Genomic DNA, 26,302 nt, shown 5'->3' with positions numbered 1-26,302 from the left:
GCAAGCGGGCAGAGGCGAAGAGTCACACAATCCTTGACGCCTTGTTGCCCCAATACCGGTCCCGCAGCAGCCGCTTGTAAAGCTTGCCGGTCGGCAGCCGCGGCAGTTCCTTCTCGAAATCGACCGAGCGCGGCACCTTCTGCCGCGATAGCGACTGGCCGCAGAAGGCGATTAGTTCTTCGGCGAGTGCTGGCCCCGGCACCACGCCCGGCATCGGCTGTACCACGGCCTTCACTTCTTCGCCGAGATCGGTATTGGGCACGCCGAACACCGCGGCATCGGCGACTTTCGGGTGGGTGATCAGCAGGTTCTCGCATTCCTGCGGGTAGATGTTCACGCCGCCCGAGATGATCATGAAGGTGGCGCGGTCGGTGAGATAGAGGAAGCGGTCCGCATCGACGTAGCCGACGTCGCCGACCGTGCTCATGCTGCCGTCGGGCGAGCGCGCCTCTTTCGTCTTCTCGGGGTCGTTGAAGTATTCGAACGGCGATCCCGTCTTGAACCACACGGTGCCAGCGGTGCCGGTCGGACATTCCTTCATGTTCTCGTCGAGGATGTGGAGGTCACCGAGCAGCACCTTGCCGACGCTGCCGCGATGCGCGAGCCATTCCTCGGTATTGCAGGCGGTGAAGCCAAGACCTTCGGTCGCGCCGTAATATTCGTGGATGATCGGCCCCCACCATTTGATGATGTCGTCCTTGACCAGTGCCGGGCAGGGCGCGGCGGCATGGATCGCAATCTCGAGCGAGGACAGGTCGTAGCGGCCGCGCGCCTCCTCCGGCAGCTTCAGCATGCGCGAGAACATCGTCGGCACGAGCTGAGTGTGGGTGATGCCCCATTTCTCGACGAGTTGGAGATACCGCTCGGGGTCAAAACTCTCCATGATGATCACGGTGCCGCCCATGCGGATCGTGAGGTTGACCGCGGCCTGCGGCGCCGAGTGATAGAGCGGCGCCGGCGACAAATAGACCATGCCTTCGCGGTAGTGCCAAAGCTTCGTCAGGAAATCGAACAGCGGCAGGTTGTGCTTGGGCGGCTCCTGCGGCAGCGGCCGCAAGATGCCCTTCGGCCGTCCCGTCGTGCCCGACGAATAAAGCATCGCCGTGCCGAGCCACTCGTCCGCGACCGGTGTGCCCGGCAGATCGGCGGTTATCTCGGCCAGCCCGACGATGCGATCGCTCTCGCCTGGGCCGTCGGCGACGATGCAGAGCTTGACGTCGGGACAGGCCTGAATCGCCTCGCGGGCGATGTCCAGCTTCGCCACCGACGTGATCAGGATCTTGGACTGGCTGTTGACGAGCAGGTAGGCGAGCTCGCCCGGCGTAAGGAAGGAGTTGATGCAGGTATAGTAGAGCCCGGAACGCTCGCCTGCACCGCAGGCTTCGAGATAGCGCGAATTGTTCTCCATGAAGATCGAGTAGTGGTCGAGTCGCTTCAAGCCCTGCTTGCGGAACAGATGCGCGAGGCGGTTGCTGCGCGCCTCCAACTCGCGATACGTCACCGTCTCGCCGGTGCCGGCCATGATGAAAGCGGGCTGGAGCGGGCGTAGGCGGGCATGCGTACCTGTGTACATCGATCCTCCGGCTTGGATTATGCGGCGAGAAGCAGGATTTCGCGTACCTGCGCAGGGCCATCGATCCTGCGCGGGTTGCGCGGCACCCAGGGCGTGCGCATCGCCTGCGCGGCGATGGCGTCGAAATGCTCCGGCGATACGCGCACTTCCGTGAGGCTGCGCGGCATGCCGAGCGAGCGGATGAAGGCGTCGAGCACGTTGGCGGCATCCTGGCCGGGGAAGCCCATCGCGGCTGCGACGACCTGCTGGCGCTCGGCATTGGCAGTCGCATTCCAGCGCATCACCGCCGGCAGCATGACGCAGGAGGTGTAACCGTGCGGCACGTCGAAGGCGGCGCCGAGCACGTAGCCGATGCCGTGGCTGGCGCCCATCGGCACGCCGGCCGAAAGCGCGCCCATCGACAGCCAGGTGCCGAGCTGCGCGTCCATGCGCGCGTCGAGGTCGGCGGGATCGGCCTTCACTCGCGGCAGCGCGTCGGCGAGCATGGCAAGGCCTTTCATCGATTGCGCGTCGGCATAAGGGTGCGTCTCGCGCGAGCAAATCGCCTCGACGCAATGATCGACGGCGCGGATGCCGGTCGATAGGAACAGCCATTCCGGTGTGTGCACGGTGATGGCGGGATCGAGGATAGTCGCGCGCGGCACCATCAGCGGGTGGCGCAGCATCTGCTTCACATGCGTGCTACGGTCGGTCACGCCTGCGATCGAACTGAACTCGCCGCCGGCGATCGTGGTCGGTACGCTGACCTGTCGCACCAAGGGTGCATTCATCTCCGGTGCAACGCCCTTGTGCACACGGATGCGCTCGATGCCGTCGATATCGTCGATGTCGTTGGCAAGGCAGAGCTGCACCGCCTTGGCGCCGTCGGTGATCGAGCCGCCGCCGACGGTGACGATCAGATCCGCCCTGGCGTCCCGTGCTGCATTGGCGGCCGCGATCACCGCCTCGCGCGGCGTGTGGGCCGGCATGGCATCGAACACGCCGGCGCAACGCGCGCCCAGTGTCTCTTTGATCTTCGCGATCTCGTCGGTCTGCCGGTTCAGCGTGCCCGAGACCATCAGGAAGGCGCGGTTCGATCCCAACCGGTCCATCTGCGCCAGAATGGCCTCGGCGGCCGGATGGCCGAACACGACCTCCTCGATCGCGCCGAAAACGACACGTCCTTGGTGCACGGCTGTCCTCCCGGACAATTCGTCTTGTTTTTGTGTGCACAATCTAGCCGACGCAATGGCCTGCGTCATGTGCGAAGACGCTGGAGCTGAGTTGACCCTCCCCTGGAGGGGGAGGGTCGACGCGCGAAGCGCGAGCGGGGTGGGGTGACGGTCTCTCCGCGTTGAACGGTGTCCGGGCGGAGAGATCACCCCACCACGTCACGCAATCTCGCTCTGCTCGATTGCGTGCCGACCCTCCTCCAGGGGAAGGTCACTTCGTGGGCCTCGCACCTGCCACTCCATTCCGGAGCCCGGCGCGTAAATTCATTCGCATCCGCCCGATTATCGCCGCGTGCGCGCGCGACCTTCCTTCTGTCAACCCGTCCACTCGGCTAGGATCATCCACCCAAGAAATTGCGTGTTCTTCTCGTCTTGAAGGTTTCATCATCGAAACCCATCTTGTGCCGCCTGCGGGTAAGAAGCTACCCTGTTTGTTGCCGTAGCCACCAAGGAAGAGGGCAAGACATGAGCGAGCCGAACCGAGGACTGCACCCAGCTCGGAGGCGATCCGCGCCGCCTGCCCTTTCTGCGGTCCTGGCGCTCGCCGTTGCCGGTTTGCTCGCCGGCTGTGAGAAGCCGGCCTCGCAGGCCGCCGCCCCGCCGGCGCCCGCCGTCACAGTTGCCCAGCCGGCCAAGCGCACCGTGACCGATTGGGACGAATTCACCGGCCGCTTCGAGGCCGTGGAGGAAGTGCAGGTGCGTCCCCGCGTCGGCGGCTACGTCAACTCGGTCGAATTCCAGGACGGCGCCATCGTGCATGCCGGCGATCTCCTTTATGTGATCGACTCGCGTCCGTTCGAGGCGGTGGCCGCGCAGGCGGAGGGACAGTTGTCGGACGCGCGTGCCAAGGTGGAGCTAGCCAAGCGCGAGCTCGACCGCGGCCTGAACCTGGTCCAGACCAGTGCCGTCTCCGAACAGGTCGTCGACCAGCGCCGCCAGGCGCTGCAGGCCGCGCACGCCGCCGAGATGCAGGCCGAAGGCGCGCTGAAGGCCGCCAAGCTCAATATCGAGTTCACGCATGTGGTGGCGCCGATCACGGGCCGCGTCAGCCGTCATCTCGTCAGCCCCGGCAATCTCGTGCAGGGCAGCGACGCCGGCTCCTCGACGCTGCTCACCTCGATCGTCACACTCGATCCGATCTACATCTATTTCGACATGGATGAGGCGACGTTCATCAAGTACAGCAAGCTGTGGTTCGAAGGCCGCCGCCCGAGCTCGCGCGACACGGCAAACCCGGTCCAGGTGACGCTCGCCGGCGAAACCAAGCCGTCGCACGAGGGCACCATCAACTTCCTCGACAACCGCCTCGACGTCTCGACCGGCACGCTGCGTAGCCGTGCCGTGATCAAGAATACCGATCTCTCGATTTTGCCGGGACAATTCGCCCGCGTGCGGTTGATCGGCAGCGCGCCCTATGAGGCGCTCCTGATCCCGGACGTCGCGATCGCGACCGACCAGTCCCGCAAGATCGTGTTCGTGGTCAAGCCGGACGACACCGTCGAAGCGCGCGCCGTGACACTCGGGCCGCTCGATGACGGCCTGCGCGTGATCCGCGAAGGGCTCAAAGCCGAGGATCGCGTCATCGTCGACGGCATCCAGCGCGCCCGTGTCGGCGCCAAGGTCAACCCGCACACAGCGCAAGTGCAGGCCGGTGGCAAGTCATGAATCTCGGCCGCCTCTCCATCAACCAGCCCATCTTGGCGATGGTGCTGTCGATCGTGCTCCTGATCGTCGGCGCGATCGCCTACACCACGCTGCCGGTCTCCGAATATCCGCAGGTGGTGCCGCCCACCGTCGTCGTCACCACGCAATATCCCGGCGCCTCCGCGCAGACCGTGTCCGACACGGTCGCTGCTCCGATCGAGCAGGAGATCAACGGCGTCGAGGACATGCTGTATCTCTACAGCCAGGCGACCTCGAACGGCCAGCTCACCATCACCGTCACCTTCAAGCTCGGCACCGATCTCGACAAGGCGCAGGTGCTGGTGCAGAACCGCGTCGCGATCGCGCAGCCGCGCCTGCCCGAGGAAGTCCAGCGCAACGGCGTCACCACGCGCAAGAACTCGCCCGACATCCTGATGGTCGTGTTCATGCTGTCGCCCGACGACACGTTCGACCAGCTCTACATCTCCAACTATGCGCTGCTCCAGGTTCGCGACCAGCTCCTGCGGCTCGACGGCGTCGGCGATATCCAGATTTTCGGCGCACGCGACTATTCGATGCGACTTTGGCTCGATCCTGACCGGATCGCCAATCTCGGCCTGACCTCGACCGAAGTGCTCGCGGCGATCCGTGCGCAGAACGTGCAGATCGCGGGCGGGCAGATCGCGGAGCCGCCGATCGCGGACCGCGCCTTCCAGCCGAATCTCACCTTCACGGGGCGACTGAAGGATCAGAAGCAATTCGAGGACATCCTGATCAAGGCCGGCTCGGACGGCCGCACGGTGCGCTTACGCGACGTTGCCCGCATCGAGCTCGGCGCGCTGTCCTACACCACCAACAGCTTCCTCTTGCGCAAATCGGCGGTCGCCATGCTGGTGACCCAGCGGCCAGGATCGAACGCGCTGGCCACCGCCAAGAACATTTCCGATACGATGACCAGGCTCAAGGCGAGCTTTCCGAAGGGCCTCGACTACAACATCGGCTACAACCCGACCGAGTTCATCGCGCAATCCGTCCACGAGCTGATCAAGACTATCTACGAGGCCATGCTGCTGGTGGTCATTGTGGTGCTGGTGTTTTTGCAGGGCTGGCGGCCCGCGATCATTCCGATCATCGCGATCCCGGTCTCGCTGGTCGGCACCTTCGCGGTGATGGCGGCGCTCGGGTTCTCGATCAACAATCTCACGCTGTTCGGCCTCGTGCTCGCCGTCGGCATCGTGGTCGACGATGCCATCGTGGTGGTCGAGAATGTCGAGCGCCATCTCGAGCACGGCCTGAGCCGGCGCGATGCCGCGCTGAAGACCATGGAGGAGGTCGGCGGCGCGCTGGTCTCGATCGCGCTGGTGCTGTGCGCGGTGTTCGTGCCGACGGCATTCCTGGGAGGTATTTCCGGACAGTTCTTCCAGCAATTCGCCGTCACCATCGCGGTCGCAACCGCGATCTCCTGCTTCTGCTCGCTGACGCTGTCGCCGGCGCTGGCCTCGCAGATACTGGTGCCGCATGAAGAGAAGCGGCCGCCGGCGGCCTGGAATGTCATCGCGCGGGGCTGGGGCGCCTTCACCGGCGTCTTCAACCGCGTGTTCGACCGGCTGTCACATGGCTATGCCGGCGCCGCCAATTTCGTGATCCGGCATTCGGTGGTGATGCTGCTGATTTACGTCGTGCTGATCGGCAGCGCCGGCTGGCTGATCGTGACCACGCCGCAGGGCTTCATTCCGGCACAGGATCGCGGCTACGTCATCATCTCAGTGCAATTGCCGGGCGCGGCGTCGCTGGCGCGCACCACCGAGGTGGTGCGCGAGATCGAGCGGATCTCGCTGGATACGCCGGGCATCGTTCGCGTCGCTGCCTTCGCCGGCTTCTCGGGCGCGACGCGCACCCAGGCCGGCAATGCTGCGGCGCTGTTTCCGGTGTTCGACGAGCCCGAGGTCCGCCTGAAGAAGGGCCTGTCCGCCAACGCCATTACCGCCGAGCTGCGCAAGCGGCTCGCCGCGATCCAGGGCGCCTTCATCATCGTCATTCCGCCGCCGGCCGTGCCTGGCATCGGCACCGGCGGCGGCTTCACGATCCGCATCCAGGACCGCCAGGGCCGCGGACCGGAAATGCTCGCCGCTGCGACCGACGAGCTGGTCGCCGCCGCGCGCAAGGCATCCACTCTGACTTCGGTGTTTTCGCCGTTCACGGCGAACACGCCGCAGCTTTTCGTCGACATCGACCGCACCAAGGCGCAGAAGCTCGGCGTTCCCATCGCCAGCATCAACGACACGATCCAGACTTATTTCGGATCGACCTACGTCAACGACTTCAACCTGTTCGGCCGCACCTACCACGTCACAGCCCAAGCCGACCTGCCGTTCCGGAAAGAGACCAGCGATCTGTCGCGGCTGCGCACCCGCAACGCGTCCGGCGACATGGTGATGCTCGGTAGCGTGGTCGATTTCCGCGACGTTTCGGGTCCCGACCGCGTCGCGCGCTACAATCTCTATGCGGCCTCCGAACTGCAGGGCGAGCCGGCACCGGGCACGAGCTCGACCACCGCGCTCAACACCATCAAGAAGCTCGCCGACGATACCTTGCCGAGCGGCTTCTCGTTCGAATGGACCGACCTGTCGTATCAGCAGGTCACCGGCGGCAATGCGGGCCTGTTCGTGTTCCCGATCTGCGTGCTGTTCGTCTATCTCGTGCTCGCCGCGCAATATGGGAGCTGGAGCCTGCCGTTTGCGGTGATCCTGATCGTGCCGATGTGCCTGCTCGCCGCCACCATCGGCGTGCGCATCATGGGGCAGGACGTCAACATCCTGACGCAGATCGGCTTCGTCGTGCTGGTGGGCTTAGCTGCGAAGAACGCGATCCTCATCGTCGAGTTCGCCCGCGACATCGAGCTGGAAGGCAAGCCGCGGCTGGAGGCCGTGATCGAGGCCTGCCGCCTGCGCCTGCGGCCGATCCTGATGACGTCCTTCGCCTTCATCCTCGGCGTGCTGCCGCTGGTGATCTCGACCGGCTCGGGCTCGGAGATGCGCCAGGCCGTCGGCGTTGCCGTCTTCTTCGGCATGATCGGCGTCACCCTGTTCGGCCTGCTCTTCACGCCGATCTTCTACGTGGTCGTGCGCAATCTAGCCGATGGCCGCGGGAAGAAGGCGGAGATTGCGGGGTGATTGCGCGTCAGTGTGGCGGCCACTGACGTGTCCACAATCACGGTGTCGTCCCGGCGAAGGCCGGGACCCATAACCCCAGGGAGTGGTTGTGGCGTGAAGCTGGTAACCGCGAGTCATCGCCAAACCCAATCCTGTGGTTATGGGTCCCGGCCTTCGCCGGGACGACGGCATTGGATTTAGCGCACACCCGCCATACTAACGGCTGAGGCCGAAATGGATGGGCAGGGGCGGGGTTCTTCACTAGTATCCGCCCGATTTCACAACAGAAGACTGCTGGGAGTTAAAATATGAAATCAGCACTTTTGGCCGCTGCGGCCTCTGCCGTATTGCTGGCGGCGCCGGCGTCCGCACAGGGCGTCAAGATCGGCATTCTCAATGACCAGTCCGGCGTCTATGCGGATTACGGCGGCAAATGGTCGGTCGAAGCCGCCAAGATGGCGATCGAGGATTTCGGCGGCGAAGTTTTAGGCCAGAAGATCGAGCTCGTCACCGCCGATCACCAGAACAAGCCGGACCTTGCGACCTCGATCGCGCGGCGCTGGTACGATGTCGAGAACGTCGACATGATCACGGAGCTGACGACGTCCTCGGTCGCGCTCGCGATCCACGAGCTCTCGAAGGAAAAAAAGAAGATCGACATTGTCGTGGGGGCCGCAACATCGCGCCTGACGGGCGATGCCTGCCAGCCCTACGGCTTTCACTGGGCCTATGACACCCGCGCACTCGGGGTCGGGACCGGCGGCGCCCTGACGAAAGCCGGCGGCGACACCTGGTTCTTCCTCACGGCCGACTACGCCTTCGGTTACGCGCTGGAGAAGGACACCAGCGAGATCGTCACCGCCAATGGCGGCAAGGTGGTCGGCTCGGTCCGCGTTCCCCTCAACTCGTCGGACTTCTCCTCCTTCCTGCTCCAGGCGCAGAGCTCGAAGGCCAAGATCGTCGGGCTCGCCAACGCCGGCCTCGATACCACCAACTCGATCAAGCAGGCCGCCGAGTTCGGCATCGTCACCGGCGGCCAGAAGCTTGCGGGCCTCTTGATGACACTCGCGGAGGTCAACGGCCTTGGCCTCCAGGCCGCGCAAGGCCTCGTGCTCACCGAGGGCTACTACTGGGATCTCAACGACAAGACGCGCAGCCTCGGCGAGCGCTTCTTCAAGCGCACCGGGCGGATGCCGAGCATGATCCACGCCGGCACCTATTCGGCGACGCTGAGCTATCTCAAGGCGGTCAAGGCGGCCGGCACCAAGGATCCGGACGCCGTCGCCAAGAAGCTGAAGGAGCTGCCGGTCGACGACGCCTTCGCGCAAGGCAAGGTGCTCGAGAACGGCCGCATGGTCCACGACATGTATCTGTTCGAGGTGAAGAAGCCCTCGGAGTCGAAGAAGCCCTGGGACTATTACAAGCTGCTGGCCACCGTCCCCGGCGACAAGGCATTCTTCAGCGCCAAGGAAAGCGGCTGCCCGCTGACGAAGTAGCGGGAAAAGGCAACGCCCGCGCCACAACCTCCGTGTCGTCCCGGCGAAGGCCGGGACCCATAACCCCAGGGAGAAGTTGTGGCGCGAGATCGTGGTTACCAATCTTCGCCAAACCGCATTCTGTGGTTAGGGTCCCGGATCAGCGCTCCGCTTCGCTGCGCTTGTCCGGGACGACGGCCGAGATCGGAGTTGCTGCCGCAGCGCCCCTCACACCAGCCGCCACACCACGGCGCCGGTCGCGCCCGCCCAGAGGATGATGCAGGCGAAGGCCTGGATCGCGAATCCCGGGCTGCGCTTGGCCACCGCCTCGCGATAGCCGACGAAGTAGACGATGCGGCCGAGGATCCAGACGAGGCCGAGCGCCGCCGCGATGACATCGCTGATATAGATCGCGAACAGCCACAGCGACGGCAGGAAGATCGGCATCCATTCCAGCGTGTTCATCTGGATGCGGAACATGCGCTCGAAATCCGCATTGCCGGAGATCGACGGCAGCATCACGCCATAGCGGATGCGGGCACGCGCGACCTGCGTCGAAGTGAAGAAGTAGAATGCGACGGCGAGGCAGGTCACGATCGCGGTGTCATGATACATTGCAGGCACTTCCTCGTTGCTGGTCTCAATATCCGGTCATCTCAAGATAGCCGATTCCCGCGTGGCTGCCCGCAAACCGGATCGGGCCTTCCCAATAGGAGAATCCGGTACCCATCCAGGCCTTCGGGTTGAGCGGCGTGGTTTCGATCGCGAGGCCGCGGGCGGGAAGGTTCACGCGCCAAGAGGTCGGCAGCTTGCGGCCGTCGATCTCGGTCATCGCCAGTGGCGTGAGGCTGTTGCCGGGCGCGGCGATCTCGACCGAGCGGCCATCCGGCGTGATCCAGTTGCCGAGCAGGTTGTCGCGGCCGTCCTTCTGGCGCAGGCGATACAGCATCAGCTTCTCGTCATCAGGCAGATGCAGGGAGAACCAGTCCCAGCCGGTCTGGTCGGACGCCAGCGGCTGACTGCTCCATTCGCGGTCCATCCAGGCCTGCCCCGAAACGTCGACCGGTCTGTCGTCGATGGTGAGCGTGCCGCGGGCGCGGAAGAACGGCTGGCTGTAATAGTAGGACGCCTGGCCGCGATCGGACTTGCGGCTGTAGCCGGCATAGCCCTGCAGCACCACGGGACGATCAGTTTCAAGCGTCAGCGCGTAGCTGAAATCGGTGCCCGAGGCCTTCAGCGTCAGCGGTGCCAATGTCCGATCGTCGGTGCGCGCGGCGCCCTTCATTTCCCAATCGTCGATCCAGGCCATGAACGGTTTTGCTTCGACGCCGGCCTGCCCGACACCGCCGCGTGCAAACAGCTCGCTGAAGCGATGGGTCTCAGCGCGCGTCACGGCGGCGTGTCCCATCCACACCTGCTGATTGGCCCAGCCTTCTTCTTGCAGTCCCGGCCGCGTCGCCTGGCGAAACAGCGTCCATTGCAGGCCGCAAGCCGCGCCACTGCCGTCGGTGAGGTTCGCCGTGAGATACCACCACTCGATGCGAAACTCAGGGTGCGGGCCGTGATCGGCCGGAAAAGTGAACACTTTTCCGGGCGTGACCGGCGCAAAACCGTCGGCGGTATCGCCGAGGCCGGCATAGCCCTGCGCACCTGCGCGGCGGGCGAAGCTGAGTGCGGCGATGCCACCGGCGAAGGCGCGCCGCGAGATCATCTCAGCGCTCATTGGCGAACACCTTGACGAGGTCGGTCGGCTGCATCCGCGCGAGCCGCGCGACGGGCAGGAGCGCAGCCAGCAGCGCAGCGAACAGCGCCACCGCCACCAGTTCGAGAAGCTGCAGCGGAAATACGTGGAACGGCAGCCGCCAGCCGAATGCCTTCACATTCACGATTGCGATCAGGCACCACGCCACCACCAGCCCGAGCGGCAGTGCCAGGAGCGCGGTGAACAGCGAGACCGACAGCGTCTTGGTCAGCTCGATCGCGGCGAGCCGTGGTCGCGTGATGCCGATCGCCCAGAGCGGCGCGAGCTGCGGCAGGCGCGAGTTCGCCAGCGTCAGCAGGCTGGTCAGCAGTGCGATTCCGGCGACGCCGAGCGTAAAGGCGTTCAGCGCGGAGGTGACCGCGAAGGTCCGGTTGAAGATGCGGATCGATTCCGCCTTCACCGTGGCCTGGTCGGCGACGCTGCGGTCGTCGAGCGAGAACTGCTGCTGCAATGCTGCGTTCAGCGAGGGGATTTGTTCGCGCGGGACAATGAGCCCGATCCGCGTCTGCGGCGTCTGCGGAAACTGCCGGATCAGCGCCGCGACGTTCACGGCGAGCTGCCCCTTGGGATTGCCGTAGTCGGCATAGATGCCGACGATGTCGAGCTCCCAGGGGCCGCCCGGCGCCGGGACCTCGACCACATCGCCGACGCGGACGTTCAGGCGGCGGCTCAATTGTTCGCTGATGAAAGCGGCATTGCCCGGTATGAGCCGGGTCCAGCCGCGTGGCGCGGCTTCCAAGAGCGGCCAGCGCTCGCGATAGAGCGCGTGATCGGGCAGTCCGAGCAATTCCACGGGCTGTCCTTGAACTTGCGTCTCGGCGCGCCCGCCCGACAGGATCGCCTGCACCTCGCCGCGGTCCTTCAGCCAGTTCCGGATCGCAATAGCTTGCGCGTTGTCGGATGCGCTAATGTAGACGTCGGCGGCGAGCCGTCCATTGAGCCAGCCGATGAAAGTGCGGCTGAAGGTTTCCACCATGGTGGAGACGCCGACATTGACGGCAAGCGCGAGCAACAGCGCCATCAAGGCCAGCGACAGTCCGGAGAGCTGTTGCCGGCTGTCGGCCCAGAACCACAGCGCGAGCGGTCCGCGCGCGCGGCGCTGGCCCGCGAGCAGGATGATTTCCAGGAAAGCCGGCAGGATCAGCGCGGCGCCGAGCATTAGTGCGGCGAGCAGGCCAAACCCCGCGATCAGCGATTCGCCGTAGCGAAGCACGAGCAGCGCGACCGCGAACACGGCACAGGCGGCGGCGCTTTGCAGGATCAGCCAGCGGTGCTGTGCCTGCTGCCAGGCGCGCGGCTGCGCCGTCGCCAGCACCGGCATCCGGATCGCCTTGATCAGGCTGGTCGCCGCCGCCACCATCGCACCGGCGATGCTGATGCCGATGCCGGCGAACCACCACTCGGCATGTAGCGTGAGCTGTCCCGGAATCTGCGCACCATAGAGCCCGCGCAGCGACGCCGCGACATCGGGCAGCAGTGCGGCCGCGATGAAATAGCCGCAGACGAGCCCGATCAGGCCCGCGATCAGCGCCAGCACCACCAGCTCGAGCACCAGCACCGTGTTGACGAGCCGCGCCGAGGCGCCGCAGGCGCGCAGGGTGCGCAGCATTGGCAGCCGCTGCTCGAAGGCGAGGCCAACGGCCGAGTTGACGATGAAGAGGCCGACGAAGAACGACAGTAGGCCAAACGCGGTGAGGTTGAGATGGAAACTGTCGGTCAGACGCTCCAGCTCGGTCTCCGCAGTCGCCTCGACGCGCTGCAGCTTGTCGCCGACGACGCTTTGAAGCGGCGCCGGCGTGCCCTTCGGCTTGCCGATCAGGAGCCGCGATACCTGGCCCGGCTTGTTCAGAAGCCGCTGCGCCACGCCGATGTCGACCACCAGCACATCAGGCACGAGCTGAGGCTGCACATGCAGCGGCGGCAGCTTTGCGCCGCTGCTGATCGGCGGAGCCGTCCCTTCCTGCTCCTGCAAATCGGTCAGCGTCTCCTGTGCGACCAGCGTTTGTCCTGGCGGCGCGACGAAGCGCGTCAAATCCGCAGCACCGAGGCGCGGCGCGTTGCCGACATCGGCCGGCAGCGTCACCGGCTCGATGCCGAGCAGGCGCAACGAATGCCCGTTGAGCTGGACGCGGCCTTCGAGCACCGGCGAGACCGGCCAGCCGGCCCGCCTCAGCTTGACGAACAGGTCTTGCGAGAAGGTCGCGGCGTTCGGCGCGACCAGCATCGCCATGCGCACGCCGCCGAAGGTCGCCGCCGCGCGATCATAGGCGTTACGGGCCTGCTGGTTGATGGCCTGCACGCCGCTCCACAACGCGGTCGCCGCGATCAGCCCGATCAGCAGCGTCGCGAACTGCATCTTGTGCCGCCGCCAATGGCTCAGGAGCACCGCGAGGACCCACAGCGCGCGCCTCATGTGATTCGCCCCGCATGCAGGGTGACATGGCGATCGAGCGTGGCGGCGAGATGCAGGCTGTGCGTCACCATCAGGAAGCCGCAGCCGGTCCGCGCGACGAGGTCGCGCGTCAGCGCCAGCACGTCATCGGCCGTCGCCTCGTCCAGATTGCCGGTCGGCTCGTCCGCAAGCAGCAGCGAAGGTTTCGTTGCCAGCGCGCGGCCGATCGCAACGCGCTGCTGCTGGCCGCCGGACAATTGCTCGGGATAGCGCTTGAGCAGGCTGCCGAGCCCGAGCCGTTCGACCAGCTCCTTGCTCCAGGCCGCATCATGGCGACCGGCGATCCGCGCCTGGAAGGCGAGATTGTCCTCGACCGACAGGCTCGGGATCAGGTTGTACTGCTGGAAGACGAGGCCGATCCGGTCGCACCGTAGCCTTGCGCGCCCCGCGTCGGACAGCGCGGTGACCTCGGTGTCCTCGAGCCGGATCGAGCCGCCGTCGGCGGCATCCAGCCCCGCGATCAGATGCAGCAGCGTGCTCTTGCCGCTGCCGGATTCCCCGGTCAGCGCGACGCGCTCGCCGGCCTTAAGGTCGAGATCGACGCCGCGCAGCACGCGGACCGGCTCGCCGGCCGAGGAGAAGCTCTTGGAGAGATTTTTGATGTTGAGCACGATGAATGGCGCCGGATGGAATTAACCGGAATGCTGCGTAGCACACTCGGTGCGGAAATGCCGGGGTTGCGTTGGCTTCAAAGCCGTTGTTAGCTCCAAAACGGCCAAATCAAAAAGTGCCAAAAGACAGCGGGGAGAACGATGAGCGCTCAGGGAACGCCAATGGCGGCGGGCAAGACGACAGGGACGTCCAGAGAAGCCGGCAAGCAAACTCCGAAGGGCGCTTGGACAATCACATTTCTCCTGTTTCTGTTCATGCTGGTCAACTTCGCCGACAAGATCGTCGTGGGTCTCGCCGGCGTGCCGATCATGACCGATCTGAAGCTCGAGCCCGCGCAATTCGGCCTGCTCGGCTCGTCCTTCTTCTTCCTGTTTTCGATCTCGGCCATCGTAGTCGGCTTCATCGTCAACAAGGTGGCGACACGCTGGGTGCTGCTGACGCTCGCCGTGATCTGGGCACTGGCGCAGTTTCCGATGGTCGGCACCGTCAGCTTCACCACGCTCCTGATCTGCCGCATCGTGCTGGGCGCCGGCGAGGGGCCGGCCTTCGCGGTTGCCGCGCACGCCATCTACAAATGGTTTCCCGATGAGAAGCGCACGCTGCCGACCGCGATCCTGTCGCAGGGCTCCGCCTTCGGCGTCATCCTGGCGGTGCCGGCGCTGAACTGGATCATCGTCAATCATTCCTGGCATTATGCGTTCGGCGCGCTCGGCGTCGTCGGCCTCATCTGGGTCGCGGCCTGGCTCGCCCTCGGCAGGGAAGGACCGTTGGAGGATACGCAGGTCCTGGCGGTCACCGAACAGAAGATTCCCTATCTCCAGCTCCTCACCTCGCGCACCTTTGTCGGCTGCGTGGCCGCAACCTTCGGCGCCTATTGGGCGCTGTCGCTCGGGCTGACCTGGTTCACGCCCTTCATCATCAAGGGACTAGGCTTCTCGCAGAGCGATGCCGGCTGGATCTCGACCATGCCTTGGATATTCGGCGCCACCATCGTGATCCTGACGGGCTGGATCTCGCAGGTGATGATGGCGCGCGGCGCCACCACGCGCATCGCGCGCGGCGTGCTCGGCTCCGTGCCGCTGGTCATCGGCGGTCTGATCCTGGCCTTGATGCCGCATGTCGAAGGAGCCGGCCTCCAGCTCGCGTTGCTCGTGGTCGGAACGGGCCTGTGCGGCGCGATCTACGTCGTCTGCCCGCCCATGCTCGGCGAGTTCACGCCGGTGTCGCAGCGCGGCGCCATCATCGCGATCTACGGCGCGCTGTACACGCTCGCCGGCATCATCGCGCCGAGCGTGATGGGCACGGTGATCCAGCGCGCCGGCAGCATGCTCGGCGGCTACATGACCGGCTTCACCATCAACGCCGCCGTCATGGTCGGCTCCGGCCTGCTCGGCCTCCTGCTGCTGTGGCCGAATACCGAGCGCGCCAGGCTGACCCGCGGCGCCGTCCCGCAGGCGAGCGCGCTGAAGGGCGTGGTGTCGCCGACGTGAGGGGGCCATTGCTGCTCACCACAAATGCTACGGTCGTCCCGGCACAGGCCGGGACCCATAACCACAGGATTGAGTTGTGGCGCGAAGCTCTCACTCCGAGTCTTAGCCAAACTTTTCCCTGGGGGTATGGGTCCCGGCCTTCGCCGGGACGACGCTGAGTAGTTGAGGCGGCCTGCTCGCCTCACACGCAATCTGCGCTACTGCGCCACCCCCTGCGCGCCGCGGATCAGCTTCCCCGGTCGGCGTCCGGTTGCCTCGCCTTGCCGCCGCGTCACCACGCCGGAGACGATGGTGGCCTCGTAACCGTCGACATCCTGCAGCAGACGGCGGCCGCCGACCGGCAGGTCGTAATGCACCTTCGGCGGATGCAGGTGCAGCCGGTCATAATCGATCACGTTGACGTCGGCCTTATATCCGGGCGCAACGAGCCCACGATCGGTCAGCCCGACCGAAAGCGCGGTCTTGCGTGACTGCGCCGCGACCACGAAGGGGATCGACAGCTTCTCGCCGCGCTTGCGATCGCGTGTCCAGTGCGTCAGCAGATAGGTCGGGAAGCTCGCGTCGCAGATGATGCCGCAATGCGCGCCGCCGTCGGAGAGGCCGGGCACCGATTGCGGATCGATCAGCATCTCGCGCGTCGCATCGAGATTGCCGTCGGAATAGTTGAGGAAGGGCACGTAGAGCATGCCGCGGCCTTCATCGGACAGCATCGCCTCATAGGCGAGCTCCTCCGGCTGGCGGCCCTGCCTGCGCGCCTGCGGGCCCAGCGCGTTCTCCGGCGGCTGTTCGTAGTCCGGGGGATCGCCGAGCAAGAACATCTTGTCGTAGTCGGGACGGAAGAACAGCGGATCATCGGTCGCGGTCGCCGTCTCCGAGAGGATCGCCTTGCGCACCTCCATCTGGTGCAACCGCGCCAGCCGCTCCTGTAGCGGCAGATGCGCAATCGCCTTGTAGCTCGGATGGGTCTGGAACGGATTGCGCGACAGCTCGAGCCCGAGCAACAGGCCGACCGGCCGCGCCGCGATCTGCGCGGTGATGGAGAGGCCGCGCTTTGCCGCCGCATTGATCTCGTCCAGCGTCTGGCGCCAGCGCCGCGGCGACTTGTCGTTCTGCGTGATCGAGAATGAGATCGGACATTTGGTATTGTCGGCGACCCGCAGCATCATCGGCAGGTCTTCGTGGATGGTCGAAAGGTCGAGCACGAACTGCAGCACGCTGCGGCCCTCAGCCTGCATGGCGCCGGCGATCGCGGTGAGCTCGTCCTCGCCCGCTTTCAGCGTCGGCGTGAAATCGCCGGTCGAGGTGCGGTGGTTGAGCGTGCGCGAGGTCGAGAAGCCGAGCGCGCCTGATCGCACCGCCTCGCCTGCAAGCTTTGCCATCGCCGCATTGTCCTGGGCGGTCGAGGGATCGCGGCGCGCGCCACGCTCGCCCATGACATAGACGCGCAGCGCCGCATGCGGCAGTTGCGCGCCGACATCGATGTCGAAATCGCGCTTCGACAGCCAGTTCATGTAGTCCGGAAAACTCTCCCAGGCCCAGGGGATGCCGGCGCTCAGCACCGGCTCGGGAATGTCCTCGACGCCTTCCATGAGCTGGATCAGGCGGGTGTGGTCCTCACGCTTGCACGGCGCAAAGCCGACACCGCAATTGCCCATGATCGCGGTGGTGACGCCGTTCTGCGACGACGGCGTGATGTCCTGGCTCCAGGTGACCTGGCCGTCATAGTGCGTGTGGACGTCGACGAAGCCCGGCGTCACCAGCTTGCCGCGCGCGTCGAGCTCCTCTTGTCCCTTTGCAGCAACCTTCCCGACCTCGCTGATCTTGCCGCCGGTGATGGCGACATCGGCCTCGAACAGCTCGCCGCCGCGGCCATCCGCGATCGTGCCGCCGCGGATCACGAGATCAGGATTGGTCATATGTTTCTTCCCGTTTTGTTGTTGTGGTTATCTCTACGTCGTCCCGGGCTCGCGACTTTTGTCGCGCCCCCGGGACGACAGTCGAGTTTGTGCTTGAGCCGCTGGGCTCACGAACTGCTTTGCTGCTTCCGTTCCGTGAACGGCGACAGCACCACGGTCGCGACCATGAAGATCACGGAGGCGCCGAAGACCCAGTGGGGGGCGCTCTGGTCCATGATCCAGCCGAACAGCAGCGGGCTGACGATGCCGCCGAGATTGAAGCCGGTGGAGACTATGCCGAAGGCGCGGCCGGCGGCGCCGGGAGGTGCGGCATTGCGCACCAGCATGTCGCGCGAGGGTGCGATCACGCCAGAGAGGAAGCCCGCGGCCGTCATCGCGGCGGCGAGAGCCCAGGTGGGCAGCGCGACCAGTGCGATCAGCAGCACGATCGCTGCGTTCGCGGCAAAGCAGGCCGCTGCGACCTGGCCATGGCGCTCGGTGTGGTCGGCGAGGAAGCCTCCCGCAAGCACGCCGATGGCGCTTGCGCCAAGGAACGCCGTCAGCACGACGTTGGCCGTGGAGTAAGAGGCACCATAGCCGCTCATCAGCGCCACCACGCCGAAATTGTTGATGCCGGCGACCGACAGGCTGAGCAACGTGAAGAGGATCGTCAGCATGATCAGCGCCGGGGTGATGACGGCCTGCTTCGGTGCATTCGTGCTGCCCGGCTTCTTCTTGTGCGCGCCGGCGTCGGGAATGTTCATGAGGACCAGCAGCAGCGCCACCAGTACGCCGATCGCGCCCGATGCGATCAGCGCGCCGACACCGCCGGAGACGGTGACGAGGGCCGCGACGATCGCTGGCGCGACCGCGCCGCCGAGAAAGCCGGCAAAGGTGTGAATCGAGAAGGCGCGGCCCATCCGCGCCTCATCCATGTGCTCGGCCAGGATCGCGTAGTCGGCCGGGTGATAGACGCTGTTGGCGAGCCCGAGCAGCACGGCGCAGGCAATCAGCGAGGCGTAGCTGAGGTGCAGGCCGAGCAGGATCAGTGCGAAGCCGCCCAGCACCAGTCCTGCCAGCAGGATTTTTCGCGCGCCAAAATGATCGACGAGATAGCCCGTCGGCGCCTGGGTCAGGGCGGACACCACCGCGAACACGGTGAGCGCGAAGCCGAGCTCGATATAGCCGACGCCAAGCTGGCTCTTCAGGAACGGGAACAGCATCGGCAGGACCAGCAGATGGAAATGGCTGACCCAATGCGCGATCGAAATTCCGGTCAGCGTGCGCAGCGCGCTGTCCGCTTTACCTTGCTGCGATGCGGCGAGAACATCGGCCATTGCAGTTCCGTGTTGCGTCCCGAGGGATGCGCAAACTATCGGCCAGGGCGGTTATTTGTCCATGAACGGCGGCGCATGGCAGGTAGTGCGGGGTGGGGCTTTTCCCACCGTCGTCCCGCAAAGTCTGTAGCAGTGCGGGCAGACTCTATCCCCAATGTCGTCCCGGCGAAGGCCGGGACCCATACCGCGGAATCCATCAGTTGCGGATGATCGTAGAACCGAACGACGACCTTCCGCCAAACTCCTCCCTGGGGGCATGGGTCCCGGCCTTCGCCGGGACGACACTGGAGGATGTGCGAAAGCGTGCATCACAACGCGCCGCCCCCACCCTCACAACGGCTCGTCATCCGGGCCGTAACGATCCCGCTTGGGCGTGGCAATATCGCCGTCTTCGCAGTCGTCGTCGGTGTCGCGTGGGGGCCGCGGCTTCTTCGCCTTGTCGTCCGCCTTTTTCGGCGGCTCGCTTGTCTTGCCGGTCTTGGCCATGGCTGGTTCCGGATGGTGATGCTGCATCCGATTTTAGCCGGAAACTGCCGAGGGTTCCTGACTTATCTCAAGCCGCCGATGGGTCAGGCTGGCACCACCGGGCCGCCGGCCTTTTTCCAGGCGTCGAGGCCGCCGGCGATATGGGCGGTGTTGGCAAGGCCGGCTTCTTTCGCCGCGGCCACGGCCATCGCCGAGCGCTCGCCGAAGGCACAGAAGAACACGACGCGACGGCCGGTGGCGGCCGCGACCTCGCGCAGCATGCCGCCGGGCTTCAGGCTCTCCTCGACAGTAGGGTAGGGCGTATGCAGCGCGCCTTCGAGCATGCCGTGCTTGGCGCGCTCGTTGCTCTCGCGCAGGTCGACCAAGAGTATATCGGGCCGGCCGAGCGAGCGGATCGCCTCGACCGCGCTGAGCACGCGGCCTTCCTTCTCCAGCTCTTCCTGATGCAGTCCGACATGCATGTTGGCAGGGATCGCCACGTCCATCATCTTCGGATTGGGCAGCTTCAGATTGGCCATCAGCTCGATATATTCGTCGACCGAGCGCACCTGGAGGCGCGGGTTGTAGCGCTTCTCCTCGCCGATGGTGGAGACGGTATCGCCCTTGTAGTCATGCGCCGGGAAGACCAGCGTCTCCTCCGGCAGCTTGAGCAGGCGATTGAAGATCGATTCGTATTGCGCGCGCGAGGAGCCGTTCTGGAAATCGGTGCGGCCGGTACCGCGGATCAGCAGCGTGTCACCGGTGAAGACGCGGTCGCCCATCAGATAGGAATAGGAATCGTCGGTGTGGCCGGGCGTGTACATCACGTCGAGCGACAGGCCCTCGATCGTCACCTTGTCGCCGTCGGAGACGCGCATCGCCACCACGTCGGCCTTGCTCTGGTCGCCCATGATGGTCATGCAATGGGTGCGGTCGCGCAACTCGCCGAGGCCGGTGACATGATCGGCATGAAGGTGGGTGTCGACGGCCTTGACCAGCTTGAGGTCGAGCTCGCGCAGCAATTGGCAGTAGCGATCGACCTTTTCCAGCACGGGATCGAGGATCAGCGCCTCGCCGCCGGGGCGGCTCGCAAGCACGTAGCTGTAGGTGCCCGAAACGCTGTCGAAGAGCTGGCGAAAGATCATGGCAGGACCCGCGTGAGCTGATTGCAGTTTCTACTACGCCACGGGATAAAAGGAGAAGCAAGTCACTGTGTTGGGAGGGAAATAGGGAATATTATTTTACTTAGTCGTCATTCCGAGGCGGCTCGCAGAGCCGAACCCGGAAAGCTCAAAGGCGGTCGTGGACGCTGTAGCGTCGCCCCAGCTACCGCTGTCATTCCCCGCGAATGCGGGGAATCCAGTACGCCGCGGCTTCTCCGTACCTTCGCTGTCTCTGGAATACCGGATCGCCCGCCTTCGCGGGCGAGGACGGCGAATGTGTTGCAGGGGGACGTGCCACGAATTCCGAGTTCGGTCCTGCGGACCGCCCCGGGATGACAGGAGAGAAGTTACGGCCTGACCAGCGTGTAGCCGTTTTCGGTCAGGAACAGGATCTGCCCGACCCCGACCTGGACCGGAGTGGCGGCGGGGATGAAGTCCGGCCGCTTGCCGCTGTCGCGTTCGATCGTATCGACGGTGTTGAGGCAGATGTCGAAGCGCACGCCCTGTGCGATCAGGCTTTCGACCTGCTTGCGATGGTCGCTGCCGGTGAGCAGGAGGTCGATGCCGGGACCGAACGCCACCACCTCGATCGCAACCTTGTCGGGGTCGTAGAACTTCAACAGGTTGTTGGCGACGCTCAGCACCAGCGCCTGCTTCCGGGCATCGCCGTCGGAGAGCTGCAGCACGATCTTGTGCTCCGCGAACGGCTTGTCCTGGAGCGGCACCTGCTGGGCTGCGGCCGGCGCCGCCGAAGCAAAGGCGAACAGCGCCAGCATCATCGCGCGAAACGTTTGCAAGCCCATCATCCCTGTCCTGCGATGCCCGGATTGTCCTCCACGCCCTGCAGTCTGACGCCGGAGTGGTACGGCTCGGGCATCCGGCCCGAGCGCAGATATTTGCCGACGACATCCCACACAGGTGCGCCCCGCTGGGCGTTGATCGAGGCCCAGCCTGCAACCTTGTAACGCTTGCTTGCGGCAAGCGCCTTGCCGCCATCGAGCTGTAACTCCGAGATGCGGCTGCCGACGGCGACCGTCGGCGTGCAGGTGTAGGTGAGGCCGCCGACGCGGACCATGTCGCCACCCTGCTGATAGTAGGGATCGGCGTTGAAGAGATTGTCGCAGATATCCTCGAGTGCGTTCTTGATCTCTGCGCCGGTCATCTCCTGCACATAGGTCTCGGGATAGCTGATCGCGGTTTCCGCGAGCACGTCCTCCATGGTCAGCGCCTGGCCGGATAGCGTGGTGACGCCCCAGCGGAAGCCCGGCGACAGCGCGATCTCGGCGTCGAGCTGGGTGCGGAGCGCGGTGCAGATCAACTGATCGACGGGGCCGGAGAAATTGCCGCGGCGATAGAGCAGGCGGTCGGGTGTTGCGATCTTCTCCGACCAGTCCGTCACATGCGGCGCGCGCACCCGGCCGATCAATTCCGCCATCGCCGGATCGGCCTTCAACAGCTCGGAATAGACCGGCAGCAGATGGTATCGGACGTCGCCAACCTTGCCCTTGTCGAGCACGAGATCGAGCACCGCCACGAATTTTCCGTTGGAGCCGGCATTGGTGACCAGCGTCGTGCCGCTCGCATTCTTCACTGCGACCGGCCGCGGCACGGCGTCATGGGTATGGCCGCCGAGGATAACGTCGATGCCGGTGACGCGGCTGGCGAGCTTGAGGTCGACATCCATGCCGTTGTGCGACAGCAGGATGACGGCATCCACCTTGTCGTGGCCGCGCAGGCTGTCGACATGCTTCTGTAATTCCTCCTCGCGGATGCCGAAGGTCCAATCCGGTGTGAACCGCTTGGGATGTGCGATCGGCACGTAAGGGAACGCCTGGCCGATGATCGCGACGCGATGGCCGCCGAGATCCTTGATCGTCGAAGGCTTGAACACGCGGCCCGTGGCCTTGTCGAAGGCGAGAGCGTCGTTGAACGCGGCTTCCTCGGTCAGGAACACGTTCTGCGCCAGAAATTCGCCCTTGAAGCGCTCGAGATTGTCGCGCAGCACCTGCTCGCCATAGGTGAATTCCCAATGCCCGGTCATCGCCTCGATGCCGAGCAAATTGGCGACCTCGACCATGTCGCGGCCCTGCATGATGTTGGCAAGCCCGGTGCCTTGCCAAAGATCGCCGCCGTCGACGAGCACCGAATGCTTCTCGCCGACATCGCTGCGCAAGCGGTCGACCAGCGTCTTCAGATGGGCAAAGCCGCCGAGCTTGCCGAAACGTGGCGCGGATTTCTCGAACTCGAAGCAGGTGAAAGCATAGGCATCGGCGCTGTCGGAGCGGATGCCGAAATGGTCCAGGAATGCGCGGCCGACCAGATGCGGCGGCCGTCCCGCCATCTCGCCGATGCCGATATTGACGCTGGGCTCGCGAAAATAGACCGGATTGAGCTGCGCGTGCGTGTCGGTGATGTGCAGGATCCGCGCATTGCCGAAACGCTCGAGGTCGTAGATGCTGGCCGTCTCGGCGCCGCGCGCAAGCCGCGGCAGGCCGGCTGTTGCGGCAATGGCGCCTGCGCTCTTCAGGAAATCGCGGCGGCGGATAGCCATGCTTGAGTACTCCGCGCCCCTTGACGACAGTCCGACGGTTCCAAGGAAGCCCAGTTTAGCGGATTTCCAGCGCCTTCCAGGCTTCTTTTTCGGACGTGGCCTGGAAGATCGACGCCTTCGCCAACGCCTCGGCTTCTTTCGCTGCGGCAACGGCGCGGTCGAAATCGCCGCCGTCGGCCGCCTTTTTCGCTGCCGTCAAATTCGAGATGGTCGTGGTCCACTGGTTGCGCAAGCCGGCCGCCTCCCTGGAGGCGGCCTCCGCGGCAGCATAGGCCGCCTTGTAGTCAGCTTCGGTTGCCGCGCGCGCCGATGGCAGCGCGAAGCTCACGACGAGCAGCATGGCGAGAGGAAGTGACCGCTTCATGGCCGTGCTCCCGGTCCGGAAATCGGCAGGCCGTTGGCGACGTAGGAGAGGAAATACTCGACGTCGCGATACTCATCGGACTGCGGCTCGAGCGGAACCGCGCGGGTCTGGCTGTTGCAGGTGATGAAGCGGCGGCTGATCGTGCCCATACCGCTCCATTCGGAGCGGTAGATCGGCATCGCATTGAGGATGCCGAGCGCCGGCGCCAGGATCTCGGCGCGGATGCGCTCGCCCGGGCTCTGCACATGGCAGCTCGCGCAGGAGAAATTCATCTGGCCGCGGCGGGAGTAGAAATAGCGCTTGCCGTTCTCGAAAGCGGCAAGCGCGCGCGGGTCATCGGGAATCTTGATGTCCATCGGCTTGCCGCGCGAGGTGTACGCCATATAGGCGGTCAGCGAGGCCATCTCGTCCTTGACGTAGGAATAGGGCGCTTCGCCATTGGCCTCGCGGCAGCGGTTGAGCGCGAGCTCCAGCGTGACGACCTTGCCTTCCTTCTCGTCGAAATAAGGATAGTTCTGGCGGATGCCGATGCCGCCGTTCGGGAAGCAGTCGGCATAGGTCTTGCCGTTCTTGAACGGCGTCGAAAACATCTCCTTGCCGGCATCGAGCGCGAACTCGTAAGGAGGGAATTCCTCCTTCTCCTGCCACTGCCGCTTCATGTCCTCGTTCATGGAATAGGGACCGTTGACGAAATCCTCGTGCTTTACGGTCGGGAATTTCTGGAAGAAGAAGTTCTGGAACGCCTTGGCGTCAGCGGCGGGATCGACCTTGTCGGCGGCGATCCCTTGCGAGGACGCAAGGGCGGCCGCGACCAGCGCGGAGCCGAGCAGGATTGCAGATCGGGCCTTCATCACGAAATCTTCGCGGTGGTCGTGTCCGACGCACCCTTGTTATCGACCCAGGAGATCTTGAGGTCGTCGCCTTTCTTAGCCCCCTTGAAGCTGAACTTGATGTAGGGGTCCTTGGAGACGGCGGGGCCCCAATCGGCGACGAAGACGTCCTTGCCGTTCCATTCGAACTTGAGCTCTTGAATGAAATGCGCCGGAATCAGCTCGCCCTTGGAATCCTTGACGAAGCCGGAATCCATGGGGTGCTGGACCAGCGCCTGCACCTCGGTGATGTCGCCGTTGGTGGTGGCACGTACGCGAATGGTGGATGCCATCTCGGTTCTCCTTAACCGCCGCAGCCACCGACGGTGACTTTGACTTCCTTGGTCGCGCTATAGAGCTTGCCGTCGGCCTCGACGATCGCGACGACCTTGGTGGTCTTCGCCATCTTCAGGCGGTTGGAGACGCTCGGCACCGTGCCGTCCGGGATCTTGTAGGAAGCTGCGAGCGCGTTCGGGTTCTCGGCCACGAAGAACGAAATCGAAGTCACCTTGTCGAGCGCGGTCGTCACGGCAATCGGCACCACGGCGCCGTTCTCGGCGATCTCGGGCGCGTCTAACTTGACCTTGTCGGAGGGCTCGGCGGTCTTGCCGTAGAGTGCCTTGATGGCGTCGGCCTCGCTCTTCTGCCTGAACGCCTCTTCCGGATATTTGTCGTTGGCGGCGGCGCGCGCGGGTTCAGTGGCGAACGGCAGGTTACCGAGGCCGATCAGCGCGACGGAAACCGCGCCCCGAAGGATCAGGCGCCGCGTCGCGAGAGGGCCGGTGACGGTCGTCATCTTAAGGTCTCCTGGCGTGCCGGCCGTCACAGGGTTTGCAGGAAATCAACGATCGCGTTGATCTCCTGCTCGGTCAAAATCCGGTTCCGTCCGAACGGCGGCATCATGGTCTGCGGATTGCGCTTGGTCTCATCGAACAGAATCGCGAACAGCTCGTTGCGGTCTGGATACCTGCTCTTGATGTCCTTGAGCTCGGGGCCGATCGTTCCGGGCAGGTCGCCGCCCCTGATGACATGGCAGGTGAGGCAATTGCCCTTGCCGCGGTCGAAGGCGAGCTTCTGGCCCTCGGCCATAGCTGATTGCGCCCGCGCCGGGCTCACGGCAAGGCCGGCCAGCAGGGCCAGCATGAACGTCAGGGAAGGCTTCCGGGGGAGGGCGGGCAAGGGTCGTTCCAAACCGTTATGTCGATGATCTCGTTCGCGGAAATACAATGCTCAAAGCACAAAGGGCATCGCCTGACAATCAAGACTATGCACGCCCCAAAATGGCGTTAATATCCGCCGCATTGCAACCCAGAGATTATCTCTTTGGCGGATGCGGCCTGGGCGCGGGCCAATTTTTTGAGGCGTTTCGGCACTTCAGCTTCGTTTTCCTTGTCTTCTCGTTTTCGGGGACCTCAATTGGCTGAATATCTCGTTGAATTTGGCAGGGACGGCGGGCGGGTCGAGCCCGATGGGCGCCTTGATGCACCGGCGTTTCATCGCAATCACGAACCGATCTGGGCGGCCCTGGAAAAGCACCTCAAAGGCCTTTCGGGCCATGTGGTCGAGGTCGGCAGCGGAACCGGTCAGCATGTGGTCCAGTTTGCCCGCCATACGCCCGGGCTCATCTGGTGGCCCAGCGACCTCAATCAGCGCCACCTGAGGAGCATCGAAGCCTGGCGCGCGCATGCCGGCCTGCCGAACATCCGCCCGCCGTTGCGGATCGATCTGTCCGACCCGGACTGGTGTCCGGACATGAAGAGCGGCGAGGGGCCGGCGAACCTTGCGGCGATCTTCTGCGCCAACGTCATCCACATCGCGCCATGGAACGTGGCCGAGGGCCTGTTCGCCGGGGCCGGCCGCTACTTGCGGGCCGACGGCAAGCTGTTCCTCTACGGCCCATTCAAGCGCGGTGGCAAGCACACCGCGCTCAGCAATGCCGTGTTCGACACCTCCTTGCGCGAGGGCAATCCCGAATGGGGCGTGCGGGACGTCGCCGACGTCGAGACGCTCGCGCAGGCAGCAGGCCTCCGCCTGGTCGATGTCATCGACATGCCCGCGAACAACCTGACGCTGGTGTTCGCGCGCGCGTGAGGCGCGATGAGATGAGATCTGAACTGGCCAGGAAGAAGGTGCGCTCCCTCCCCCCTTGCGGGGGGGGTTGGGGAGGGGGGTAGCCCCGGGTGAGGTCGGAGTTCGTGGCTACCCCCCTCCCTGCCCCTCCCCCGCAAGGGGGGAGGGAATGAGAGAACAGTGCCCGCCTTACAAGGGGCCTGTGCGAGCGAACTTC

Annotated in this window: 22 protein-coding genes; 5 read left to right on the top strand and 17 right to left on the bottom strand. The window is 64.9% G+C overall.

Annotated features, from left to right (window positions below; genetic code table 11):
* Positions 1-22: 22 nt before the first annotated feature.
* Both MTX21_RS24200 and MTX21_RS24195 read right to left on the bottom strand, forming a co-directional pair.
* A complete protein-coding gene (locus MTX21_RS24200; protein ID WP_280967184.1) occupies positions 23-1,573 on the bottom strand; it encodes an AMP-binding protein in 1,551 nt (516 codons plus the stop codon).
* Between the two features lie 17 nt (positions 1,574-1,590).
* Positions 1,591-2,745, bottom strand: coding sequence for an iron-containing alcohol dehydrogenase (locus MTX21_RS24195; protein WP_280967183.1), 1,155 nt, complete (start codon positions 2,743-2,745; stop codon positions 1,591-1,593).
* 504 nt (positions 2,746-3,249) lie between these two features.
* On the opposite strand from MTX21_RS24195, the gene MTX21_RS24190 reads away from it, so the two are divergent.
* The 3 genes from MTX21_RS24190 to MTX21_RS24180 all read left to right on the top strand — a co-directional run bounded on the left by MTX21_RS24190 (position 3,250) and on the right by MTX21_RS24180 (position 9,076).
* Positions 3,250-4,449 carry an efflux RND transporter periplasmic adaptor subunit gene (locus MTX21_RS24190; RefSeq protein ID WP_280967182.1) on the top strand — a complete coding sequence of 400 codons (1,200 nt, stop codon included), beginning with the start codon at positions 3,250-3,252 and terminating at the stop codon, positions 4,447-4,449.
* Complete coding sequence (locus MTX21_RS24185) at positions 4,446-7,601, top strand: multidrug efflux RND transporter permease subunit (RefSeq protein WP_280967181.1); 3,156 nt, start codon at positions 4,446-4,448, stop codon at positions 7,599-7,601. Before MTX21_RS24190 ends, MTX21_RS24185 begins: the two co-directional genes overlap by 4 nt.
* 287 nt (positions 7,602-7,888) lie before the next feature.
* Positions 7,889-9,076: an ABC transporter substrate-binding protein gene (locus MTX21_RS24180; RefSeq protein ID WP_280967180.1), complete on the top strand. Its 1,188-nt coding sequence runs from the start codon at positions 7,889-7,891 to the stop codon at positions 9,074-9,076.
* A 207-nt stretch (positions 9,077-9,283) separates the two neighbouring features.
* On the opposite strand, the gene MTX21_RS24175 is transcribed toward MTX21_RS24180, so the two are convergent.
* From MTX21_RS24175 to MTX21_RS24160, 4 genes are read right to left on the bottom strand one after another with little or no spacing between them, the layout of a single operon-like run.
* A complete protein-coding gene (locus tag MTX21_RS24175) occupies positions 9,284-9,670 on the bottom strand; it encodes an MAPEG family protein (RefSeq protein ID WP_280967179.1) in 387 nt (128 codons plus the stop codon).
* Positions 9,671-9,695: 25 nt separating this feature from the next.
* Positions 9,696-10,778 (bottom strand): lipocalin-like domain-containing protein, encoded by a 1,083-nt coding sequence (locus MTX21_RS24170; protein WP_280967178.1) that lies wholly within the window; start codon positions 10,776-10,778, stop codon positions 9,696-9,698.
* Positions 10,768-13,230 (bottom strand): ABC transporter permease, encoded by a 2,463-nt coding sequence (locus MTX21_RS24165; RefSeq protein ID WP_280967177.1) that lies wholly within the window; start codon positions 13,228-13,230, stop codon positions 10,768-10,770. The genes MTX21_RS24170 and MTX21_RS24165 overlap by 11 nt, the downstream gene beginning before the upstream one ends.
* Complete coding sequence (locus tag MTX21_RS24160) at positions 13,227-13,880, bottom strand: ABC transporter ATP-binding protein (RefSeq protein WP_280967176.1); 654 nt, start codon at positions 13,878-13,880, stop codon at positions 13,227-13,229. Before MTX21_RS24160 ends, MTX21_RS24165 begins: the two co-directional genes overlap by 4 nt.
* Before the next feature lie 141 nt (positions 13,881-14,021).
* On the opposite strand from MTX21_RS24160, the gene MTX21_RS24155 reads away from it, so the two are divergent.
* A complete protein-coding gene (locus MTX21_RS24155) occupies positions 14,022-15,371 on the top strand; it encodes an MFS transporter (protein ID WP_280967175.1) in 1,350 nt (449 codons plus the stop codon).
* A gap of 197 nt (positions 15,372-15,568) precedes the next feature.
* Here MTX21_RS24155 and MTX21_RS24150 read toward each other — a convergent pair whose 3' ends face one another.
* The 11 genes from MTX21_RS24150 to soxX form a co-directional block, all read right to left on the bottom strand.
* Positions 15,569-17,287 (bottom strand): amidohydrolase family protein, encoded by a 1,719-nt coding sequence (locus tag MTX21_RS24150; RefSeq protein WP_280967174.1) that lies wholly within the window; start codon positions 17,285-17,287, stop codon positions 15,569-15,571.
* Between the two features lie 107 nt (positions 17,288-17,394).
* The gene (locus MTX21_RS24145; protein WP_280967173.1) at positions 17,395-18,603 is read right to left on the bottom strand and encodes an MFS transporter; all 1,209 of its coding nucleotides are present in this window, start codon (positions 18,601-18,603) and stop codon (positions 17,395-17,397) included.
* Between the two features lie 330 nt (positions 18,604-18,933).
* Positions 18,934-19,089, bottom strand: coding sequence for a hypothetical protein (locus MTX21_RS24140; RefSeq protein WP_280967172.1), 156 nt, complete (start codon positions 19,087-19,089; stop codon positions 18,934-18,936).
* 83 nt (positions 19,090-19,172) lie between these two features.
* The gene (locus MTX21_RS24135; protein WP_280967171.1) at positions 19,173-20,213 is read right to left on the bottom strand and encodes an MBL fold metallo-hydrolase; all 1,041 of its coding nucleotides are present in this window, start codon (positions 20,211-20,213) and stop codon (positions 19,173-19,175) included.
* A gap of 365 nt (positions 20,214-20,578) precedes the next feature.
* Positions 20,579-21,037: a hypothetical protein gene (locus MTX21_RS24130; protein WP_280967170.1), complete on the bottom strand. Its 459-nt coding sequence runs from the start codon at positions 21,035-21,037 to the stop codon at positions 20,579-20,581.
* Complete coding sequence (gene soxB / locus MTX21_RS24125; RefSeq protein ID WP_280967169.1) at positions 21,034-22,782, bottom strand: thiosulfohydrolase SoxB; 1,749 nt, start codon at positions 22,780-22,782, stop codon at positions 21,034-21,036. The genes MTX21_RS24130 and soxB overlap by 4 nt, the downstream gene beginning before the upstream one ends.
* A 55-nt stretch (positions 22,783-22,837) precedes the next feature.
* Entirely contained in the window at positions 22,838-23,146 is a 309-nt protein-coding gene (locus MTX21_RS24120; protein WP_280967168.1) for a hypothetical protein, read from the bottom strand.
* On the bottom strand, positions 23,143-23,997 hold the full coding sequence (gene soxA, locus MTX21_RS24115; protein WP_280967167.1) for a sulfur oxidation c-type cytochrome SoxA: 855 nt from the start codon (positions 23,995-23,997) through the stop codon (positions 23,143-23,145). Before soxA ends, MTX21_RS24120 begins: the two co-directional genes overlap by 4 nt.
* Positions 23,997-24,308, bottom strand: a complete 312-nt coding sequence (soxZ, locus tag MTX21_RS24110; RefSeq protein WP_280967166.1) for a thiosulfate oxidation carrier complex protein SoxZ — start codon at positions 24,306-24,308, stop codon at positions 23,997-23,999. Before soxZ ends, soxA begins: the two co-directional genes overlap by 1 nt.
* A gap of 11 nt (positions 24,309-24,319) precedes the next feature.
* On the bottom strand, positions 24,320-24,811 hold the full coding sequence (soxY, locus tag MTX21_RS24105; protein WP_280967165.1) for a thiosulfate oxidation carrier protein SoxY: 492 nt from the start codon (positions 24,809-24,811) through the stop codon (positions 24,320-24,322).
* A 26-nt stretch (positions 24,812-24,837) separates the two neighbouring features.
* Positions 24,838-25,194, bottom strand: a complete 357-nt coding sequence (gene soxX / locus MTX21_RS24100) for a sulfur oxidation c-type cytochrome SoxX (RefSeq protein ID WP_280967164.1) — start codon at positions 25,192-25,194, stop codon at positions 24,838-24,840.
* Between the two features lie 237 nt (positions 25,195-25,431).
* On the opposite strand from soxX, the gene MTX21_RS24095 reads away from it, so the two are divergent.
* On the top strand, positions 25,432-26,106 hold the full coding sequence (locus MTX21_RS24095) for a DUF938 domain-containing protein (protein WP_280971150.1): 675 nt from the start codon (positions 25,432-25,434) through the stop codon (positions 26,104-26,106).
* The last annotated feature ends 196 nt before the right edge of the window (positions 26,107-26,302 follow it).

The organism is Bradyrhizobium sp. ISRA430 (assembly GCF_029909975.1).
Taxonomy (GTDB): Bacteria; Pseudomonadota; Alphaproteobacteria; order Rhizobiales; family Xanthobacteraceae; genus Bradyrhizobium.
This window is presented reverse-complemented; position numbering and strand designations above follow the sequence as displayed.

Excerpts from the sequence above, each read along its gene's own strand:
- soxA (WP_280967167.1), bottom strand. The coding sequence starts at position 23,997 with ATGAAGGCCCGATCTGCAATCCTGCTCGGCTCCGCGCTGGTCGCGGCC.
- MTX21_RS24130 (WP_280967170.1), bottom strand. The coding sequence starts at position 21,037 with ATGATGGGCTTGCAAACGTTTCGCGCGATGATGCTGGCGCTGTTCGCC.
- MTX21_RS24175 (WP_280967179.1), bottom strand. The coding sequence starts at position 9,670 with ATGTATCATGACACCGCGATCGTGACCTGCCTCGCCGTCGCATTCTAC.
- MTX21_RS24120 (WP_280967168.1), bottom strand. The coding sequence starts at position 23,146 with ATGAAGCGGTCACTTCCTCTCGCCATGCTGCTCGTCGTGAGCTTCGCG.
- MTX21_RS24140 (WP_280967172.1), bottom strand. The coding sequence starts at position 19,089 with ATGGCCAAGACCGGCAAGACAAGCGAGCCGCCGAAAAAGGCGGACGAC.
- MTX21_RS24165 (WP_280967177.1), bottom strand. The coding sequence starts at position 13,230 with ATGAGGCGCGCGCTGTGGGTCCTCGCGGTGCTCCTGAGCCATTGGCGG.
- MTX21_RS24145 (WP_280967173.1), bottom strand. The coding sequence starts at position 18,603 with ATGGCCGATGTTCTCGCCGCATCGCAGCAAGGTAAAGCGGACAGCGCG.
- MTX21_RS24155 (WP_280967175.1), top strand. The coding sequence starts at position 14,022 with ATGAGCGCTCAGGGAACGCCAATGGCGGCGGGCAAGACGACAGGGACG.
- MTX21_RS24180 (WP_280967180.1), top strand. The coding sequence starts at position 7,889 with ATGAAATCAGCACTTTTGGCCGCTGCGGCCTCTGCCGTATTGCTGGCG.
- MTX21_RS24170 (WP_280967178.1), bottom strand. The coding sequence starts at position 10,778 with ATGAGCGCTGAGATGATCTCGCGGCGCGCCTTCGCCGGTGGCATCGCC.
- MTX21_RS24185 (WP_280967181.1), top strand. The coding sequence starts at position 4,446 with ATGAATCTCGGCCGCCTCTCCATCAACCAGCCCATCTTGGCGATGGTG.
- soxZ (WP_280967166.1), bottom strand. The coding sequence starts at position 24,308 with ATGGCATCCACCATTCGCGTACGTGCCACCACCAACGGCGACATCACC.
- MTX21_RS24150 (WP_280967174.1), bottom strand. The coding sequence starts at position 17,287 with ATGACCAATCCTGATCTCGTGATCCGCGGCGGCACGATCGCGGATGGC.
- MTX21_RS24135 (WP_280967171.1), bottom strand. The coding sequence starts at position 20,213 with ATGATCTTTCGCCAGCTCTTCGACAGCGTTTCGGGCACCTACAGCTAC.
- MTX21_RS24190 (WP_280967182.1), top strand. The coding sequence starts at position 3,250 with ATGAGCGAGCCGAACCGAGGACTGCACCCAGCTCGGAGGCGATCCGCG.
- soxY (WP_280967165.1), bottom strand. The coding sequence starts at position 24,811 with ATGACGACCGTCACCGGCCCTCTCGCGACGCGGCGCCTGATCCTTCGG.
- MTX21_RS24200 (WP_280967184.1), bottom strand. The coding sequence starts at position 1,573 with ATGTACACAGGTACGCATGCCCGCCTACGCCCGCTCCAGCCCGCTTTC.
- soxB (WP_280967169.1), bottom strand. The coding sequence starts at position 22,782 with ATGGCTATCCGCCGCCGCGATTTCCTGAAGAGCGCAGGCGCCATTGCC.